This is a genomic window from Streptomyces sp. NRRL B-24484, assembly GCF_000717715.1.
GTDB lineage: Bacteria > Actinomycetota > Actinomycetes > Streptomycetales > Streptomycetaceae > Kitasatospora.
The window spans coordinates 1-15,479 of sequence record NZ_JOAI01000045.1 but is presented as its reverse complement, the minus strand read 5'-3'; the positions used below and the strand labels follow the sequence as shown (position 1 = coordinate 15,479).

General features: G+C 73.5%; 16 protein-coding genes. 4 read left to right on the top strand and 12 right to left on the bottom strand.

Annotated elements, in window-relative coordinates; translation table 11 throughout:
- From IE98_RS45295 to IE98_RS0131745, 3 genes are all read right to left on the bottom strand, one after another.
- Positions 1 to 2,037, bottom strand: a complete 2,037-nt coding sequence (locus IE98_RS45295; RefSeq protein WP_159401138.1) for a thioesterase domain-containing protein — start codon at positions 2,035 to 2,037, stop codon at positions 1 to 3.
- A 226-nt stretch (positions 2,038 to 2,263) separates the two neighbouring features.
- A complete protein-coding gene (locus IE98_RS0131750; protein WP_159401137.1) occupies positions 2,264 to 2,971 on the bottom strand; it encodes a TNT domain-containing protein in 708 nt (235 codons plus the stop codon).
- A 189-nt stretch (positions 2,972 to 3,160) separates the two neighbouring features.
- Positions 3,161 to 3,829 carry a hypothetical protein gene (locus IE98_RS0131745; protein WP_052391234.1) on the bottom strand — a complete coding sequence of 223 codons (669 nt, stop codon included), beginning with the start codon at positions 3,827 to 3,829 and terminating at the stop codon, positions 3,161 to 3,163.
- 235 nt (positions 3,830 to 4,064) lie between these two features.
- Between IE98_RS0131745 and IE98_RS0131740 the strand changes: the two genes are divergently transcribed.
- Complete coding sequence (locus tag IE98_RS0131740) at positions 4,065 to 4,694, top strand: hypothetical protein (RefSeq protein ID WP_030274972.1); 630 nt, start codon at positions 4,065 to 4,067, stop codon at positions 4,692 to 4,694.
- Here the strand turns inward: IE98_RS0131740 and IE98_RS52670 are convergent.
- The 3 genes from IE98_RS52670 to IE98_RS49605 form a co-directional block, all read right to left on the bottom strand.
- Positions 4,615 to 5,094 carry a sigma-70 family RNA polymerase sigma factor gene (locus tag IE98_RS52670; RefSeq protein ID WP_078661462.1) on the bottom strand — a complete coding sequence of 160 codons (480 nt, stop codon included), beginning with the start codon at positions 5,092 to 5,094 and terminating at the stop codon, positions 4,615 to 4,617. The genes IE98_RS0131740 and IE98_RS52670 overlap by 80 nt on opposite strands.
- A 55-nt stretch (positions 5,095 to 5,149) precedes the next feature.
- On the bottom strand, positions 5,150 to 5,941 hold the full coding sequence (locus tag IE98_RS45290; protein ID WP_030274969.1) for an alpha/beta fold hydrolase: 792 nt from the start codon (positions 5,939 to 5,941) through the stop codon (positions 5,150 to 5,152).
- 146 nt (positions 5,942 to 6,087) lie between these two features.
- Positions 6,088 to 6,282, bottom strand: coding sequence for a hypothetical protein (locus tag IE98_RS49605; RefSeq protein ID WP_043175601.1), 195 nt, complete (start codon positions 6,280 to 6,282; stop codon positions 6,088 to 6,090).
- A 132-nt stretch (positions 6,283 to 6,414) separates the two neighbouring features.
- Here IE98_RS49605 and IE98_RS49600 point away from each other — a divergent pair, with 132 nt between their 5' ends.
- Positions 6,415 to 6,621, top strand: a complete 207-nt coding sequence (locus tag IE98_RS49600) for a hypothetical protein (protein ID WP_159401135.1) — start codon at positions 6,415 to 6,417, stop codon at positions 6,619 to 6,621.
- 54 nt (positions 6,622 to 6,675) lie between these two features.
- Here the strand turns inward: IE98_RS49600 and IE98_RS43405 are convergent, their stop codons facing one another.
- From IE98_RS43405 to IE98_RS49595, 4 genes are all read right to left on the bottom strand, one after another.
- Entirely contained in the window at positions 6,676 to 8,514 is a 1,839-nt protein-coding gene (locus IE98_RS43405) for a hypothetical protein (protein WP_043175599.1), read from the bottom strand.
- Between the two features lie 31 nt (positions 8,515 to 8,545).
- Positions 8,546 to 8,968 (bottom strand): hypothetical protein, encoded by a 423-nt coding sequence (locus IE98_RS0131715; RefSeq protein ID WP_030274966.1) that lies wholly within the window; start codon positions 8,966 to 8,968, stop codon positions 8,546 to 8,548.
- Positions 8,965 to 9,345, bottom strand: coding sequence for a hypothetical protein (locus IE98_RS51315; protein ID WP_030274964.1), 381 nt, complete (start codon positions 9,343 to 9,345; stop codon positions 8,965 to 8,967). Before IE98_RS51315 ends, IE98_RS0131715 begins: the two co-directional genes overlap by 4 nt.
- A 69-nt stretch (positions 9,346 to 9,414) precedes the next feature.
- Positions 9,415 to 9,855 (bottom strand): hypothetical protein, encoded by a 441-nt coding sequence (locus IE98_RS49595; RefSeq protein WP_030274962.1) that lies wholly within the window; start codon positions 9,853 to 9,855, stop codon positions 9,415 to 9,417.
- A gap of 36 nt (positions 9,856 to 9,891) precedes the next feature.
- Between IE98_RS49595 and IE98_RS0131700 the strand changes: the two genes are divergently transcribed.
- Both IE98_RS0131700 and IE98_RS43400 read left to right on the top strand, forming a co-directional pair.
- The gene (locus IE98_RS0131700; RefSeq protein WP_030274960.1) at positions 9,892 to 11,466 is read left to right on the top strand and encodes an HD domain-containing phosphohydrolase; all 1,575 of its coding nucleotides are present in this window, start codon (positions 9,892 to 9,894) and stop codon (positions 11,464 to 11,466) included.
- 109 nt (positions 11,467 to 11,575) lie between these two features.
- Entirely contained in the window at positions 11,576 to 12,262 is a 687-nt protein-coding gene (locus tag IE98_RS43400) for a class I SAM-dependent methyltransferase (RefSeq protein ID WP_052391233.1), read from the top strand.
- A 1,163-nt stretch (positions 12,263 to 13,425) separates the two neighbouring features.
- Here IE98_RS43400 and IE98_RS0131690 read toward each other — a convergent pair.
- Together IE98_RS0131690 and IE98_RS0131685 are read right to left on the bottom strand one after the other, a co-directional pair.
- A complete protein-coding gene (locus tag IE98_RS0131690) occupies positions 13,426 to 14,793 on the bottom strand; it encodes a PP2C family protein-serine/threonine phosphatase (protein ID WP_078661479.1) in 1,368 nt (455 codons plus the stop codon).
- A gap of 338 nt (positions 14,794 to 15,131) precedes the next feature.
- A complete protein-coding gene (locus IE98_RS0131685) occupies positions 15,132 to 15,284 on the bottom strand; it encodes a hypothetical protein (protein WP_159401134.1) in 153 nt (50 codons plus the stop codon).
- Positions 15,285 to 15,479 lie beyond the last annotated feature (195 nt).

Here is a 15,479-nt window from a genome sequence, read left to right as displayed (position 1 = left end):
TCAGCCTCCGGGGAAGGTGCGCATGACGAACGGAAGGGAGTTGGCGACACAGAGCAGCGCGAAGGTGAAGGACTGGACGTACTCGTCGACGACCGGGGCCTTGACCAGGCCGGGGTCGAAGGCGACCAGCACGCCGCTGCCCAGGTCGGGCGAGCCGAGCAGCACGTCCACGCCGAGCGGGACGCCCGCCCCGCCGACGGACCACCAGGAGCCGACGGCGGTCTCCAGGTGCTCCAGCCGGTGGTGCGGACGGAACCGGGTGAAGCCGAAGGCGACGTCGAACGGCGCCCGGCGCAGCCGGCGTTCGATCTCCGCCGGCGGGAAGTGCCGGTGCGCCGCGGTGTTCCGCTCGGCGGTCCAGGCCCGCCTGGCCTGGTCGGCCCAGCTGCCGCCGGTGGTCCGCAGCCGCAGCGGAAGGGTCTTGGTGAACCGCCCCACCAGGTGGTCGGACGAGGTGCCGGCGGGCCGGCAGTCCGTCACCAGGCCGGTGACGATGTCCGTGTCGCGCCCGGTCGCCTGCGCCAGCGACCAGCCGTGCAGGGCGAGGAAGAGGCTCTTCGGGGGCACCCCCGCCTCCTCGGCGGCCGCGCCGATGCGGTCGACGGCCGGCCCGTCCAGCGGGATGAACCGCGCCTCGTCCGGGTCGGGGACGGCGTCGGCGGAGCGCAGCGGCAGGAGCAGCGGCGGCGCGTTCGCCTCGGCGAGCCAGAAGGCCGCGGAGGCCGGGTCCGCGTACTCGGGGGCGGCCAGCCGCCGGTGGCCGTCCGCCGGGACGTCGGGCAACTCCGCCGGCTCACCAGTGAGTTGTGCCTCGTACAGGGCGACCAGCTCGGCCAGCAGGACCCAGACGCTCCAGCGGTCCACGGCGGCGTGGTGGGCGGCCACCGAGACGCCGAACGACGTCGACTCGCGGACGACGTGGCAGCGGAAGGCCGGTGGCCCGGCCGCGTCGCCGCCGGTCGCGAACCGCCGTCGCTGGAAGGCGCGGACGAGCGCGGCGCCACCGCCGGTCGCGATCTCCAGCGGCGGGTCCGCCTCCGCCCGGACGAGCTGCAGCGGCACGGACGACCCGGCGGTCGCGAACGAACTGCGCAGGGGGTCGTGACGGGCCGTCACGGCGCGCAGCGCGGCCCGGAACCGCTGCTCGTCGAACGGCGCCTCGACGTACACGCCGACCACCGCGTGGCCCGGCCCCCGGCGGTCTGCCAGCAGGGCCGACTGCTCCGCGGAGGCCGGGAAGGCGTCGGCGAGCCCGGTCGGCAGCAGCGCCCGGTCCGCCGCGGACAGGGCGTCGAACGGCCGCGCCACCTGCCGGAGTTGCCGTGCGACCAGGGCACAGGCCGCGGCGGCCTGCTCGTGGAGGACGAAGTGGCCGCCCGGCAGGAGCTCGACGCGGCAGTCCCCGGCGGTGCGGTGGCGCCAGGCGGCCAGCGCCGTCGCGGTCACCGCGGAGTCGCGGTCGCCGCCGAGCGCCAGGACGGGCACGGTCAGCCGGTCGTGGCCCGGCCGGTACCGGCGCACCAGGCGCAGGTCGTTGCGGAGGACGTCCAGCAGGTGGGCCCTGGTCTCCGGGTCCGCGGCCGGCCCGGGGGCCGACCGACCGAGCCCGGCGAGCCCGGTGAGCAGCCGCGCGTCGCCGAGGTCGCCGGTCGGCATGGCGTCCGGCCCCGGATCGCCGCCGCAGGAGGAGACGACCAGCAGCCGCGGCACCGGGGCCCCGCGGCGCTCCAGCCAGGCGGTCAGCTCGGCGGCGAGCAGCGCACCCATGCCGTGCCCGGCGAGCGCGAACGGCCCGTCCAGCAGCGGCCGCAGGGCCGTTCCCAGCAGGTCCACCAGCTGCGGCACGTCGTCGCAGAGGGGCAGCCGGGCGAGGGTCTCCCGGCCGGGGAGCTGGACAGGCTGCAGACTGAGTTCGGGGGGAGCGCCGCGCGCGATGCCGCGGTAGGCGGACGCGCAGCCGCCGGCGTGGGGGAGGCAGAAGACGGGGAGGCCCGTGCCGCGGCCGGCCCACAACGGCAACAGTTCGTCTACCCTCATGCCCGGTCCCCTCCTGGCGTGCCCGCGATGGACTCTCCCGTCATGATTGGGCATCGCCGTCGGGCCGGTAATGGGCACGGCGTCGGGTCTTCGGGGCCGTCCCCTCCCTACGGGGGAGCCGGACGGGCGTCCCCGCACGTCGAGAGGGCGGGGGTCGTCCCCCGCCCTCTCCGTCAGGACCCGGTGTGCGCGGGCGTGCGGTGGCTCCTCAGGAGCGGCCGGCTGCTCAGGAACGGTTGGCGGCGCACCGCTCGGGCGCGGTGTCCGCCAGGTACTCGTGCTTGACCAGGTTGGCGACGTTGTAGGTCTCGGAGTCGGCGAAGTCGGCCGGCTTGAGGGCCGGGTCCAGCCACTCCTGGGTGCCGAAGCCGGGCTGGGCGAAGCCGGCCGCGATGTGGCCCGCCTGCACGTCGAAGTCGCGGTTCACCACGTAGCAGTGGTAGCCGTTCCCGACGCCGTTGAGCGAGTCCGGCGGCAGGGCGCGCTTGGCGTACGGCGTTCCGCCGGTCGCCAGGTACTTGCCGGTGTCGGCCCCGAAGCGGTCCAGGAGCCCGCCCGGCTGCATCGTCCGCCGGTGCATGTCGAGGTCGCCGTTCAGCTCCGCGAAGCCCCGGTTGCCGGGGTACTTCCACTGGTCGCCGACGCGGTACCAGTCGAGGAACTGGGTCGGCTGCAGGCCGCCGAGCCGGTGGTAGCCCTTCAGCAGCGCCGCCACCGGCCCCGCGGTGGGCAGGACGGCCGGACCGAGTTCGGGCCGGCCGCAGTAGTAGACGGCCGGGTCGTCGGGCGGGAGGAGGTCCGGACAGTCCGCGGGCAGGACCTGGCGGGCCGCCGTACGGACCGGCGCCGCGGCCGCGGCCTGACCCGCGGCGGCGACGAGCGCCAGCGGCAGCGCGACCGCCATGGACAACGGGACCAGGGTGGGACAACGCACGGGCAGCTCCTGTGGGCCGGGGACGGGACGACGCGGGAGCGGAGGGACGCAGCGCCGAACAGCACCGTCATTGCACACGCAACCCCCTCCGCACGCGAAGAACCCCGGCCCCGGCCCGACGGAGAACACACGGGCGGGCTAATCGCCCTGACGGCCGGCCAGGACCGGCAGCGGCCGGAGGCCGTGGATTCAGTCCGGCTCCGGGTAGTAGCCCCGCTGGTAGTCCGACAGCTGGGAGGCGGCCAGCTCGCCCCCGCCCCGGCAGATCGGGCAGACGCGTTCGGTGCGGCACTCCCGGCAGCGGGACCGCCCGTGGGGTTCGGAGGGCACCCACCCGCGGCCGCCGCAGCCGGGACACCGGCCCAGGCCGCCGCACTCGTAGCAGAGCACGTATCCGGGTGTGAGGGTGTCCGGCGTGCGCACCGGCTCGGGCCGCCGGAACGGTTCCGCCGGAGCGAATGCCAACGCCGGCGTCCGCCCGCCGAACATCACGGCCGACGTGTGGTCGCCCGTCCGGACGCGGATGCGGATGCCGTCCCGCCGGGCGACGACCGCGCTGCAGCGCCGCCCGTCCTCGTACTCCTCCGAGGTCGTGACGTCCCATCCGGCCGCGTCGAGGAGGACGGCCGCACGGGAGGCGGTCTCCGCAGCGGTGAGGTCCGCCGGACGTTCGCCGCGGAACAGGGCCGCGTAGTGGTGGCGCAGCGGCTCGTGCCGGTCGGCGACCGACGGCTCGTCGAGGAACAGCAGACCGAGGTCGGCGCCGGGTGTCAGATCGGTGATCAGTGCGACGAGTTGATTCCGCAACGACCGGCCCAGCCGGTCCAGTTCGTCACGTGCTTCCGAGGTTTCACCCATGACATCCCCCCGACGCCGGAACGTACCACAGCGCCGGGAGCCCGGGCCGGTCCTCCGCCGCGGCTGCCGTCCCCCGCTCCCGCAACGGGCGTGCGGGCTCCCGTCCGACCGGATGAAAACCGGGGCGAGGGCCGTGTCCTGCCGCCTCCCGCCCACGCCCGCGGTCTAGCTTGGCCGCGGATGCGCGTCGCGGCGTCCTCGCCCGACGGAACCCGGGGGGAGGAAAGGAGCACGCATGTCCCTCGGCATCGGCCGGCGCGGAACCGTCCTGCTGGCCGCCGCCGCCCTGACTGCCACCGCCGCCGGGATCAGCTGGGCCTCGATCCCGGACGGCTCCGGCCAGATCCACGCCTGCTACCAGAAGTCCACCGGCCTGGTCCGGGTGATCGACAGTCCGTCCCAGCAGTGCCGCGGCGGCGAGAGCCCGCTGAACTGGAGTCAGGGCGGCCCGTCCGCTGCGCCCGCGGGCACCGCGTACGAGGCCTACCGGGAACTCGGCGGCCCCGGCCACCCGTCCGACCCCGTCGAGCTGCCGCACGACTGGACCACCCTCGCCCACCTCGACGTGCCGGCCGGCTCCTACGTGGCCACCGCGAACGTCTCCATGTTCAACCACTCCGACGCGATCTACTTCGCGCACTGCCGGGTGGTCATGAACGGCGGCCACCACTCGGACGCGTTCGACTCGATCAGGGGTGTCCAGTTCGGGAGCCAGGCGATGACGGTCGCCGGCAGCCTGTCCTCGCCGGGCGGGGTCGACCTCCAGTGCTCCAACGACAGCAACTTCATCGACCAGCCACTGGAGGCGGACGGCTGGGACCTGACCGTCGTCCCGGTGGGCGGCGTGACGCAGTCCGCCCAGTGAGGCGCCGGCGCGGACGGCAGTGGCGCAGCAGCGGTGTGACCTGCTCGTCCGGGCTCGGAGTCGTGAGCGCCTGCCACAGCCACTCGCGCGGTACGTGCTCCTCCAGCACCGTTTCGGGCCCGGGCACCGTACCGGGCGGCTCGACGTGGTCGACGGGGATCTCACGGCGTCGCCGCAGCTGCATCAGGCAGACACTGCGGAGCACGGTGTGCAGCCATGCCCGCGCGGCCCCGGCTTCCCGCAGCTCGGCGAGTCCCAGTAGCGCCACCACGCCGGTGTCCTGCACGGCGTCCGCGGCGTCGTCGCGGTTGCCCGGCAGCCCGAGGCGTACAGGCCGGTCCGGTGGTGCTCCAGCAGCGCGGCCGGGGCCTGGGCGTCGCCACGCTGCGCCGCGAGACACAGTTCGGCGTCCGGGGCCGTGACGGCACTCGGTGACCCGATCTGGAACGGCACCGTCAGGCGGATCGAGTCGCGTGGGCGACGGCTTCGCCGATGACTGCCGTTACCGGCCCCGGGGCCTCGACGGGAAGCAGGAACACCGAGCCCGGGATCGTCACCAGGCGGACGTTCGCGCAGGCCTCAAGGGTGCTCCGCTCGGCGGCCGTGAGCCCGCCGTCGCCCTTCTCGGCATGGACGATCCAGGCCGGCACACCGGTTTGACCGAGCCGTGCGGCCCGACGATCGCTCCGTCGTAGCCACCGCGCGTAGTCCAGCAGGATCAGCCTCATCCCGGCCGGGTCGTTCCTCTCCAGGTCGGCCTGCAGCTCGGCCCGGCGCTCCGGCGTCAACGGTTTCCGCTTGAGCATCGACGCCGCCCCCTTCGCCAGGAACGTCGCGGGGAGGCCGCCGAGCACGCGGCCCAGCCCCACGATCGCGTGGAAGAACGCCGGCTCGTCCGCGGAGGACAGACTGATGCCCAGCAGCACGACCGGCCCGCTGAACGCGCCGGAGGTCACCATCTCCGCTGCGACACACGCGCCGATGCTGAACCCGACCACGACGTCCGCCCGGACCTGCGCCGCCAACTCTGCCGTGACGCGCGCGTAGGACTCGATGCTGCAGTCCCGCAAGGGCACGGTCCCTGCGTGCCCCGGCAGCGTCGCGGCCACCAACCGCACCTGCCCGAGGACGGGCTGCGCCATCACCTCCGCGTAGGACCCGGCGCTGCACATTCCGCCGGGAAGCAGCAGCACCGTGCTCGGGGCGTGAGCCGGACCGGATTCGCGAAGCTGCCACTCAGTGCCCATCGCTCCCTCCGAGCGATCGGTTTCCCCGGGGACGACCGGCTGATTCCAGTCTGGTGTCGACTGCGGCGTGGCGCAGGACGGCGGGTCGCAGCCCATGTGGTGAGCCACCTCCGCGAATCGGTCGGCCGCAGTGCACCGTTGGCCGTTCACGGGCGGGCCGTGGTGATCAGCCAGGTGGCTGACGGGTCCAGGATGCCCTCGGGGGTGTGGTGGGCCTCGATGCTCGTGTGCAGCTCGGCAAGGGCGCCGGTCCGCCCGGTGCCGTCGAGACCGCCCAGGAGCCGGCCGAGCAGGCCGGTGACGAAGCGCTGCGCGGTGTCGGGGTCCGCGCCGAAGTGCATCGGGGCGGTGAGTCCTTCGACGCGCGGAGTCCGGAAGCCGGCATCGGCGATGTCAGGCGAGTCGGCCCTCAGCACCGCGTCGTACGCGGTCCTCGGCCTGCTCTCGCGGCGGCCCGTGACTACCGGGTGGGCGTGGGACCGTTTCCCGAGCGGGCCGCCCGGCTCCTCCTCGTCGGCCGGTTCCTCGCCGAGTACTACCGTCTCGTCGCCGAACGGTCGGACCGGGCCGTGGACCTCGTCGAACGCCAGCCCGGTGATCTTCGCGACGCGGTCGTCGATCCCGAGCACTTCGCCGAAGCCGTCCGCCGACCCACCTGGAGCGAGGACCGAGCACGATGAGCGCGGCGGCACCGCTCCGGTGTCTCCTCGTGCGCCGCCGCGACCACGGTCCGGTCAGGGAGTCCCACGGCCGGCTCCGCCCTCGGGGCCGCTGCCGGCCCGGGGCCCGGGCCCGGGTTCGCCAGGGTCGAGCAACCAGGTCACCGGGCGGGCGGGGTCCGGGTCGTAGCGGCAGGACGCTCCGGTGTGCAGGGTGTCGCGCAGCAGTCGGGCGAGGGTGTCGTCGTGCTGTTGGATGCGGTCGAGGGCGGAAGCAATCGCCTTGCGCACGGCGACGCGGGCCCGCTCGTAGGTCGAACTGAAGCGGCGCCGGCGTCCGCCCAGGCCTGTGGCCGCGCGCACCTCGGTCAGCAGGGCCTCGCGCTCGGTGTCCAGACGGTCGAGTTCGGCCTGGTCGGTCCAGGGCTCGGGTTGGTCCAGTTCGGCGTCGATCTGTCGCAGCCGCGTCCGGTAGGCGAGCAGAGCCTGCTTGTCGATGACCTCGTGGGTGTCCGCGTCGTCGATGACGACAGGCGCATGACCCGGCGCTGCGGCGGACAGGTCGAGCGCGCTCAGCTCGGTGCCCGGGTTGCGCAGCAGTTCACGCAGGTAGTGGAGCCCCTTGAGGTCGGGCAGCGCGAAGACGGCGCCGCTGCTGCCGACCACCCAGCCGCGGTCGCCGTCCTGGTGCAGATGGGCGGTGAGCGCCCGGGGCGGCGGCGGCCGGACCGCCGGAGTGCCGAGTTGTTCGCGCCACCAGTCGGCGCCGATCCGTTGGTAGCAGGAGGCCGCGCGGTGGTGCCAGTGGGTGGCGCCGGTGCGGCCCAGCGCCTGTTCGGCGCGGTGGAGGTAGTCGTCGACCACGCCGTGGAAGACGACCGCGCCCGTGTTGAGGACGGCTCGGCCGGCGAAGGGCTCCAGCAGGCGGACGCCGTCTTCGAGGATGTCTTCGACGCGCAGGCCGGCGGCGACCTCGACGAGTGAGGTGACGGTGAGCAGGAAGTCGACGTCGCGTGTGACGGCGTCGAGTCCGCCACCGGCGAGTTGGTCGAGCAGTTCCCGTGCCCGATCGGGTTCGTCGGCGGCGAGCCAGAGCACCGCGGCCTCGGCCGCCACCGAGGGCACTCCCTCGGCGGCGCCGAAGGCGGCGAAGGCGAGCGCCTCGCCGTGCAGGGTGGCGGTGTCCCCGGTCTGGCGGGCCCGTGCCGCTACCAGGCTGTGCAGGACGGCCTCGGAATCCGGCACGGCAGCCTGCTCGCCCAAGCCGGCGGTCTGTGCGATGAGCCGGTCGGCTGCTGTGAGGTCGTTGACGACCAGGGCGTGCATGGCCCGGCGGGACGCGGCGAAGAAGGCGTCGCGCGGGCATCCGGAGTCCTCGGCGAGCAGGTCCAATGCGCGGAGCTGCCGCTGTACCGCGACCACGTCCAGGCACTCCCATGCGGTGGTCAGCCGCCACAGGTGGGCGGTTGACCGGCGGGCGGGATCGGTGAGGTGGGCGGCCGCGTCCGCCAGTCGGGCCGACAGTGCCAGCCGCTCGGCGAAGTCGTCGGGCCCCCAGCGGGCCGCCAGTGCGGCGCCGAGGGCATCGGCTGTGACGTCGGGCTCGTTGAGGCCCTCCGCCAGGGCGACGGCCTCGCGGGCGAAGGCCACCGCTCGCGGGGCGTCGCCTCCGTAGACCCAGGCCAGCGCGAGCGCGGCGGCCAGGCGGCAGCGGCTCACCGGATCGGTGGCCATCGCGTACGCCTCGTGGATCAGGGCGGGCACTTGACCGGGATGGGTGCCGAAGCGCTGGCTCGACGGCAGGTCCAGCGCGGCCGCCGCCATCAGGGCGGCGTCGCCGCTGTCACGGGCCCGGAAGTAGGCCTCCAGCAACGCCACCCGGGCGGCGGCGGCCCGCTCGGCCGCAGAGTCCATGATCAGATCGTACTGCGGTCCGGCTGCGCGCTCAGGGCTGGAGCAACCGCACCGTCCTGCCGTGTTCGGCGACGCGCGCCCGGTCCCAGTCACCGGTGCAGTACACCGAGAGCCGGGAGATCGACCCGTCGGACACATCGGCGCGGAACAGCTCCCGGCAGTACCACGACTCCCGGTTCTGCTCCCACTGCTCCTCGACCTCCAGCACGAACCCCGTCGCCGTGGCATCGAGCCGGGACCGGGGCACCCGACTGGGCCCGGGGTGGCCGGCCTTGCGCAGTGCCACGGCGTCCTGAACACCCTGCGCCTGCAGCCGCCACTGCGGCATCGTGAAGTCGACGAACACCTCCGGCGCGAACAGCCCGTCCGGTGCGGCGCCGGTCTCCAGGAAGGTGATGAACTCGTCGGCCAACTCCTGGGCCGTGCTCTCGGCACTGACCTGCACGGTGCTCATCGGGCACCTCCTGCGCGGCTCATGTCGGCGGCCACGACCGCCGTCGTCTCCCTCAGCTCGTCGGACGGGCCGAAGTCGATCGTCCCGGTCCCGGCCGCCACGACCGGCAGGTGTCCGGGCGGCGCGTGGTAGACGTCGCCGGCCGCGTAGCACTCCGTCCGGTCGCGGTAGCGCAGCTGGAGCAGGCCGGATATCACCATGCCCCAGTGCGGGCCCTGGCAGCGGTCGTCGGGCAGCCCGGGGAAGGCGGGCGTGCCGTCGGCGTCCTCGGGGAAGGTCTCGAAGGAGACCGTGCAGTCGTCGAGCTCGGCGTACCGGCCCCGGACGACCGGTGAGTCGACGAGCAGCGGCGCCTCTTCCTTGCGTGTGCACGGCATGATGACCACCTCCGGGTTCGATTGATGCCTCACCCATGAGGCGTGAATTCGCGGCATCACATCGTGAGGTCACATCGGGCGCGCCGTCCGCCGAGCTGTGCGCCGTCGGTCAGGGGATCGGTCTGTGCGCGTCGGGGTCTGCCGCGACTGCGAACCCTGTGATGCGCCGCGGCCGTGGTGCGGGGGGGCGACTCCTTCGCCGTCGGCTGCGTCGGGCACGGTGACCGGGCCGAGGCAGGTGAGGGACCCGTCGGGGTTGACGGCGAACTCGTCGACGACGCCGTTGACGCCGGTCCGGGCCTGGAGCAAGCGGCCGTCGCGCGGGGCGGCCGTGCCGACGGTGCCGGGGCCGGCGGGGGTGCCGCCGAGGCCGGTGAGCGTGCGGCCCCCTTCGGAGGCGCGGAAGCCGGTGACCCAGCAGGTCGAGCTCCGGCCGGTGGCGGCGGAGGCCGGCCGGGCGGCGGGGCCGTCGTGGTGGACGTGGAAGCCGGGGCTGGACCGGAACGCCATGCCGCGGCCCGCTCGGCGGCGACGTAGGGTCGTGGTGTGAGCGGTAGCGACGCCGGTCCGCGGTTGCGGCTGGCCGAGCTCGTCGCCGCGCTGTCATTGGGCGTCGACCTCGGCTTCGGCCAGCCGATGGAGCACGTGCTGCGACAGTGCCTGATCGCCCTGCGCCTGGCCGAGCGGATCGGTCTGGACGACGAGGAACGGGTCGCCGTCTACTACACGGCACTGCTGGTGAACGTGGGGTGTCACGCGGACGCCCACGAGCAGGCGAAGTGGTTCGGCGACGACATCGCGTTGAAGGCCGGCAAGTACCGGTACGAGCAGCGCAGCCTGGCCGGTGCCGCCGCGACGGTGCGGCTGATCGGGTCGGGCAACCCGCCGCTGCACCGGTTCCGGGTCGGGCTGGAGCTCGCCCTGGGCGGCTTCCACGAGGTGGACCGGATGATCAGCGGCCACGCTGTCCTGGCCACCTCGCTGGCCGCGAGGCTCGGACTGCCGGACGCCGTCCGGCGCGCGGTGGCCGCCTCCTACGAGCAGTGGGACGGACGCGGCTGGCCCGGGGAGCTCAAGGGCGAAGCCGTACCGATCGCGTCGCGCCTGGCACAGCTGGCCGAGTTCGCCGAGGTCGCGCACCGCCTGGGCGGCACCGCGGCCGCCACGGCGCTGGCCGAACGGCGCGCCGGATCCCAGTTCGACCCCCTTCTCGCGGCCGTGCTGTGCCGGGACGCGGACACGGTGCTCGGCGGGCTGGACGCGGTGGCCACCTGGGAGGCGGTGATCGCCGCCGAACCGGCGCTGGGGGTGTGGCTCGGCGGAGAGCAGTTCGAGCAGGCGCTGCTGGCCGTCGCCGACTTCGTCGACCTGAAGTCGCCCTACACCCTGGGCCATGCGCGGGCCGTGGCCGACCTGGTCGACGCGGCCGCCATCGGACTGGGCCTGGCCGAGGACCAGCGGACCCAGCTTCACCGGGCCGCCCTGCTCCACGGTCTGGGACGCCTGGGTGTGTCGAACGCGATCTGGGACAAACCCGGGCCGCTCGGTACGGGCGAACGGGAACGGGTGCGCCTGCAGCCCTACCTGACGGAGCGCATGCTCTGCCAGTCGCCGACGCTGGCTCCGCTCGGGGCGATCGCCGTGCAGCACCGGGAGCGGCTGGACGGCTCAGGCTACCCGCGCGGACTCACTGCGCCCGCCATCTCCCGGCGGGCCCGGATCCTCGGCACGGCGGACGCCTACCGGTCCATGATCGAGCCACGGCCGTACCGCGACGCGCTGACCGCACCGCAGGCTGCCGCCGAGCTGCGCGCCGAGGCCGCGGCCGGCCGACTCGACGCGGAGGCCGTCACGGCGGTGCTCGCCGCAGCGGGTCATCGCGTCCCCCGTCGAACCGCCGGCCCCGCCGGTCTGACCGGTCGCGAGGCCGACGTGCTGCGGCTGCTGGCCCGCGGCCTGTCCAACAAGGAGATAGCGAGCCGCTTGGTCATCTCCCCGAAGACCGCCCGCAACCACGTCGAGCACATCTACGCCAAGATCGGCACCTCCAGCCGCGCCGGCGCCTGCCTCTTCGCGCTGGAGAACGGCCTGCTGCCGCAGGCCGAGGCGGCCACCGTGTGAGGACCCCGCGAAAGATGGGGCAACCGCCCCATGCGGTGCCCGTCCCCGGGCCCGTAGCGTCGAAGGCGTACCGGGCGCGTGAGCCCGGTGGTGAGGAATCGAGGCGGCCATGAGCATCCACACGGCGTTCTTCGCACTGGTCTACGACCGTTCCATGGCCCGGGCCGAGGAGGCGGGGCTGCGCGAGCTGCGGCGCCGGCTGATCGCCCGAGCAACCGGCGAGGTCCTGGAGATCGGTGCCGGGACCGGTGCCAACCTCGAACTGTACGGCCCGGACGTGCTCTCCCTGACCGTCACCGAACCCGAAGCCGCGATGCTCCGCCGACTCGAACGACACGTCCGGGAACGCGCACCGCACACCACCGTTCTCCGCGCCCCGGCCGAGGACCTCCCCTTCGAGGACGACAGCTTCGACACGGTCGTCTCCACCCTGGTCCTGTGCGGCGTCGCCGACCAGCCGCGCGTCCTGCGCCAGATCGGCCGAGTACTGCGTCCTGGCGGACAGCTGCTCTTCCTCGAACACGTACGCTCCCGCGACCCGCAGCTCGCCCGCACCCAGGACCGCTTCAACTGGTTCAACCGCCTGGTGGTCTGCTGCGAGTGCAACCGTCCGACCCTCGATTCGATCGAGGCCGCCGGCTTCGAGGTCGGGTCCGTTGAGCACGGCGAACTGCCCGCGGCACCTCCGTTCGCCCGCCCACTGATCCTCGGCACCGCGCGGCGGCCGCAGAAGGCCAACGCCCCGAGCCCGCACCTGCACGGAACCACCAGGACCCGAAGCCGCGAGGCGCCCTGACGTTCTCGGAGACGGACCGGGCAGTGGATACCCCGGCTGTCAGTGCGTCATGTGCGAACCATGATCTCTCACGGGATCGCGGGCCGGAACCGTTCTCACAGGTCCTCATCAACCCCAGCAGGTCTACGGCTCCTCCACGGACGCCGGTCGCCGGCCCCTGACCGGTGGCAGTCTCGGGTCGTCGCCCTGATCAGGCAGCGAGACGACTGGGACATCCGAAGCCAGTGGTCCGATCTCCCTTTGTTGCTATGGGAGTTGACCGAAGTCTAAGACGGCGGTCACCGGAGCGTGGTCGGACCGGCGCTCGGCGTGGGAGGTAGGTCGCTCCACGTAGGCCTCGATGCACCTGGCCGCAAGTCCCTGACTGGCGATCAGATAATCAATGCCGCGTCGTTGTCGACCATGCCGACGGGACGACGATTTCGGCTCGGCCTGCCGCGGCTTCACCGTCCTCGCCGTGGCCGGCGTCAGTGGCAGCACCACGAATGCCGGCACGAACACCACCCACGACGAGCCGCAGGGGCCCGGGCAGGCGAGCCAACGCGAGGGAGGAGCGGGACCTACGCTGCACCCCGGGCTTCAGTCCGGAGACAGCGCAGCGGCCGTGGTCGGGTGAATAGTCCGGGCCCGCGGTGGACCTCCTCGGCCCCTTGCACGGTCACTCTGCCGGTGGAGAGGCTCATCATCGGTCGACCGTCGTCGGCGACCGGTGCCGCCCCTGGCGGTGATCCGTGGCTCGGGCAGCCCGGCGGTGTCCAGGATCCGCCGGGAAGAGGCGGCGAGCGCGCCGAGGTCCCCACTGCCCAGACGTACCGCGCAGCCCTCGTGCGGTCCGAGCTCGTGCAGCATTCGGGCAGCCATCGCGACACCGGTCTCGGTGTCGTGGGTGTGAACCAGGAAGCGCACGGGTGGCAAGCCGGTTCATGACCGGACCGCCCCCGGCCGTCCGCACCCGCCGGTGGTCGCCGCTGCGGCGTCGACGAACTGCACGGGCAGGTGCGGCAGTGGCGGTGCCGTGCCGTGCCGTGGTGGCGCATTCCGGGTTTCGATGCTGCGGAACGGAGACGGAGGCCCTCCGTGTCGGAGGGCCGGCCTCCCCTGCGGCAGGGCCCCCGGATCACGGAGCGGCAGAGGTCATGGACACGAGTGAAGAGCGGCCGGGATCAGGTGCTGAAGGACCACCGCCGAGACCGAGCTGCGGGCCCGCCGGGGTGCGGGGTTCGTGCTGTTCCCGGGTCCGGGGGTGCGTCGCCGGTGTTCCCGGGGGCCGGCGCGGTGGGCGGGGTGCGCAGGGCGAGGACGGCGAGGTCGTCGCGTCCATCGCCGAGGTGGGCGTCGGCCAGGGTCCGGCACAGGTCTTCGAGGGGCAGAGCGGGGTGGGCGGCGGCAACCTGCGCAAGGGCGGTGAGGCCGGCGTCCAGGGGGCGGTGGGGGTGCTCGACCAGGCCGTCCGTGAAGAGCACGAGGGTGGCGTTGCCGGGCAGGGGGCGCTTGTGGTCGGGGCGGGGCACGTCGGGGTCGACGCCGAGGGGCAGGCCGGGGTCGGCGTGCAGGTAGCGGGCGGTGCCGTCGGGGCCGATCAGGAGCGGTGGCGGGTGTCCGGCGTTGCTCCAGTGGAGTGTCCAGCCGTCCTCGGCGGGTTCGATGCGGGCGAGGCAGGTGGTGGTGATCGGGTTGTCGGTGATCGCCTGGAGGGTGCGGTCGAGCTGTGTCAGGACGCCGCTGGGCGGGGTGCGGCGGTCGTAGAGGAGGGCGCGCAGCATGTTGCGGGTCTGGGCCATGGTGGCGGCGGACTTCAGGTCGTGTCCGGCGACGTCGCCGATGACCAGGGCGCAGGCGCCGTCGGGGAGCATCAGGGCGTCGTACCAGTCTCCGCCGACGTGGTCCGGGGTGGCGGCGGGGCGGTAGACCGCGGCGACGGAGAAGGGCGCCACATCGGGCAGGCGGGGAAGGAGGAGGCGCTGGAAGTACTCGGCGCTGGCGCGGACCTGCCGGTAGAGACGTGCGTTCTCGATGGCGAGGCCGGCCGCGCCGGCGAGCGCCACGACGATGTCCTGGTCGTGCCTGTCGAAGGGCTGCCCGTCGCGTCGCTCGCAAAGGTAGAGGTTGCCGTAGACCCGTCCACGTCCGGTGAGCGCCACCCCGAGCAGTGTCCGCATCGGCGGGTGGCCCGGCGGGAAGCCCACTGCGTTCGGGTGGGCGCCGATGTCCGCGACACGCAGGGGTTCGGGGTGGTCGATGAGGTGTCCCAGGAGTCCGCGCCCGTGCGGAAGGGCGACCCCGGCCAGGGCTGCGACCTGCTGCTCGCTCAGCCCGACGGGGATGAACTCCTCCAGGTGTTCGCCGTCCTCGCTGAGCACGCCGAGTGCGCCGTAGCGGGCGTCGACCAGGTCCATCGCGGTGGTGATCACCCGGCGGAGCACGACCGGCAGCTCCAGCTCCCGGCCCACCGCGATCACTGCGTCCAGCAGGTCCTGGAAACGGCGCTGGGTGTCGGCCAGGTCCCGTAGACGTCCGACGATCCGGTCCATCTCGTCATCGATCCGGTGGCTGCGGTCGGGAACGTCCGCCCACCCGGCCCCATCCTCCGGATCCACTGGCCCACCTACGATTCCTGTGCTGGTGGACCGTACCTTCGACGCGTTGCGCAACCGGAGGCCGGACGCCTCGGCGCGTCCTGTTCTCAACCGTAGGCAGGCCCGTTGCCGACCGCGACTGCGACCAGTGCAGCCGCATCCTCAGCTACGGCGGCATCACTCGGACGGTCTCCCTCCGTGGTGTCGCCCGCGGCGCTGGACTCGGGCGGACTCCGTTCTGCTCCTGCGCCCGCCCAGTAGCGTGCGAACATGTCCTCTGCTCGGCCGCGTCGTCAGCGGTGCCACCGTCGTTCCTCCGTCATCCGGCGCCGGATGACGACCAGGTCGATCACCGCGACGGCGGTGGACACGGCGCACAGCACGGCAAGGCCAGTGAAGAACGCAGGGTCGGCGCTCGGTGCGGGGAGTGCGTTCGTCGCGAGCAACGTCAAGACGATGGTCCCGAGCAGGAAGAAAGGGACGGCGGCGGCCGACCGCCGCGCGCGGGCCACCGCCCGACGGGCGCGGGCAGGTGAACCGGATCGTCAGTACTCGGAGCCGCTTCGCAGGTAGGTGCCCGCGACTTGGAGCCACGCTCCGGGGCTGAAGCAGGCCTCGATCCGGTGGGGCGTGTCCTCGAA

Bases quoted from the DNA above. Each gene is read 5' to 3' on its own strand.
- IE98_RS45295 (WP_159401138.1), bottom strand. From the start codon at position 2,037: ATGAGGGTAGACGAACTGTTGCCGTTGTGGGCCGGCCGCGGCACGGGC.
- IE98_RS0131745 (WP_052391234.1), bottom strand. From the start codon at position 3,829: ATGGGTGAAACCTCGGAAGCACGTGACGAACTGGACCGGCTGGGCCGG.
- IE98_RS0131740 (WP_030274972.1), top strand. From the start codon at position 4,065: ATGTCCCTCGGCATCGGCCGGCGCGGAACCGTCCTGCTGGCCGCCGCC.
- IE98_RS45290 (WP_030274969.1), bottom strand. From the start codon at position 5,941: ATGGGCACTGAGTGGCAGCTTCGCGAATCCGGTCCGGCTCACGCCCCG.
- IE98_RS49605 (WP_043175601.1), bottom strand. From the start codon at position 6,282: ATGCACTTCGGCGCGGACCCCGACACCGCGCAGCGCTTCGTCACCGGC.
- IE98_RS43405 (WP_043175599.1), bottom strand. From the start codon at position 8,514: ATGGACTCTGCGGCCGAGCGGGCCGCCGCCGCCCGGGTGGCGTTGCTG.
- IE98_RS0131715 (WP_030274966.1), bottom strand. From the start codon at position 8,968: ATGAGCACCGTGCAGGTCAGTGCCGAGAGCACGGCCCAGGAGTTGGCC.
- IE98_RS51315 (WP_030274964.1), bottom strand. From the start codon at position 9,345: ATGCCGTGCACACGCAAGGAAGAGGCGCCGCTGCTCGTCGACTCACCG.
- IE98_RS49595 (WP_030274962.1), bottom strand. From the start codon at position 9,855: ATGGCGTTCCGGTCCAGCCCCGGCTTCCACGTCCACCACGACGGCCCC.
- IE98_RS43400 (WP_052391233.1), top strand. From the start codon at position 11,576: ATGAGCATCCACACGGCGTTCTTCGCACTGGTCTACGACCGTTCCATG.
- IE98_RS0131690 (WP_078661479.1), bottom strand. From the start codon at position 14,793: ATGGACCGGATCGTCGGACGTCTACGGGACCTGGCCGACACCCAGCGC.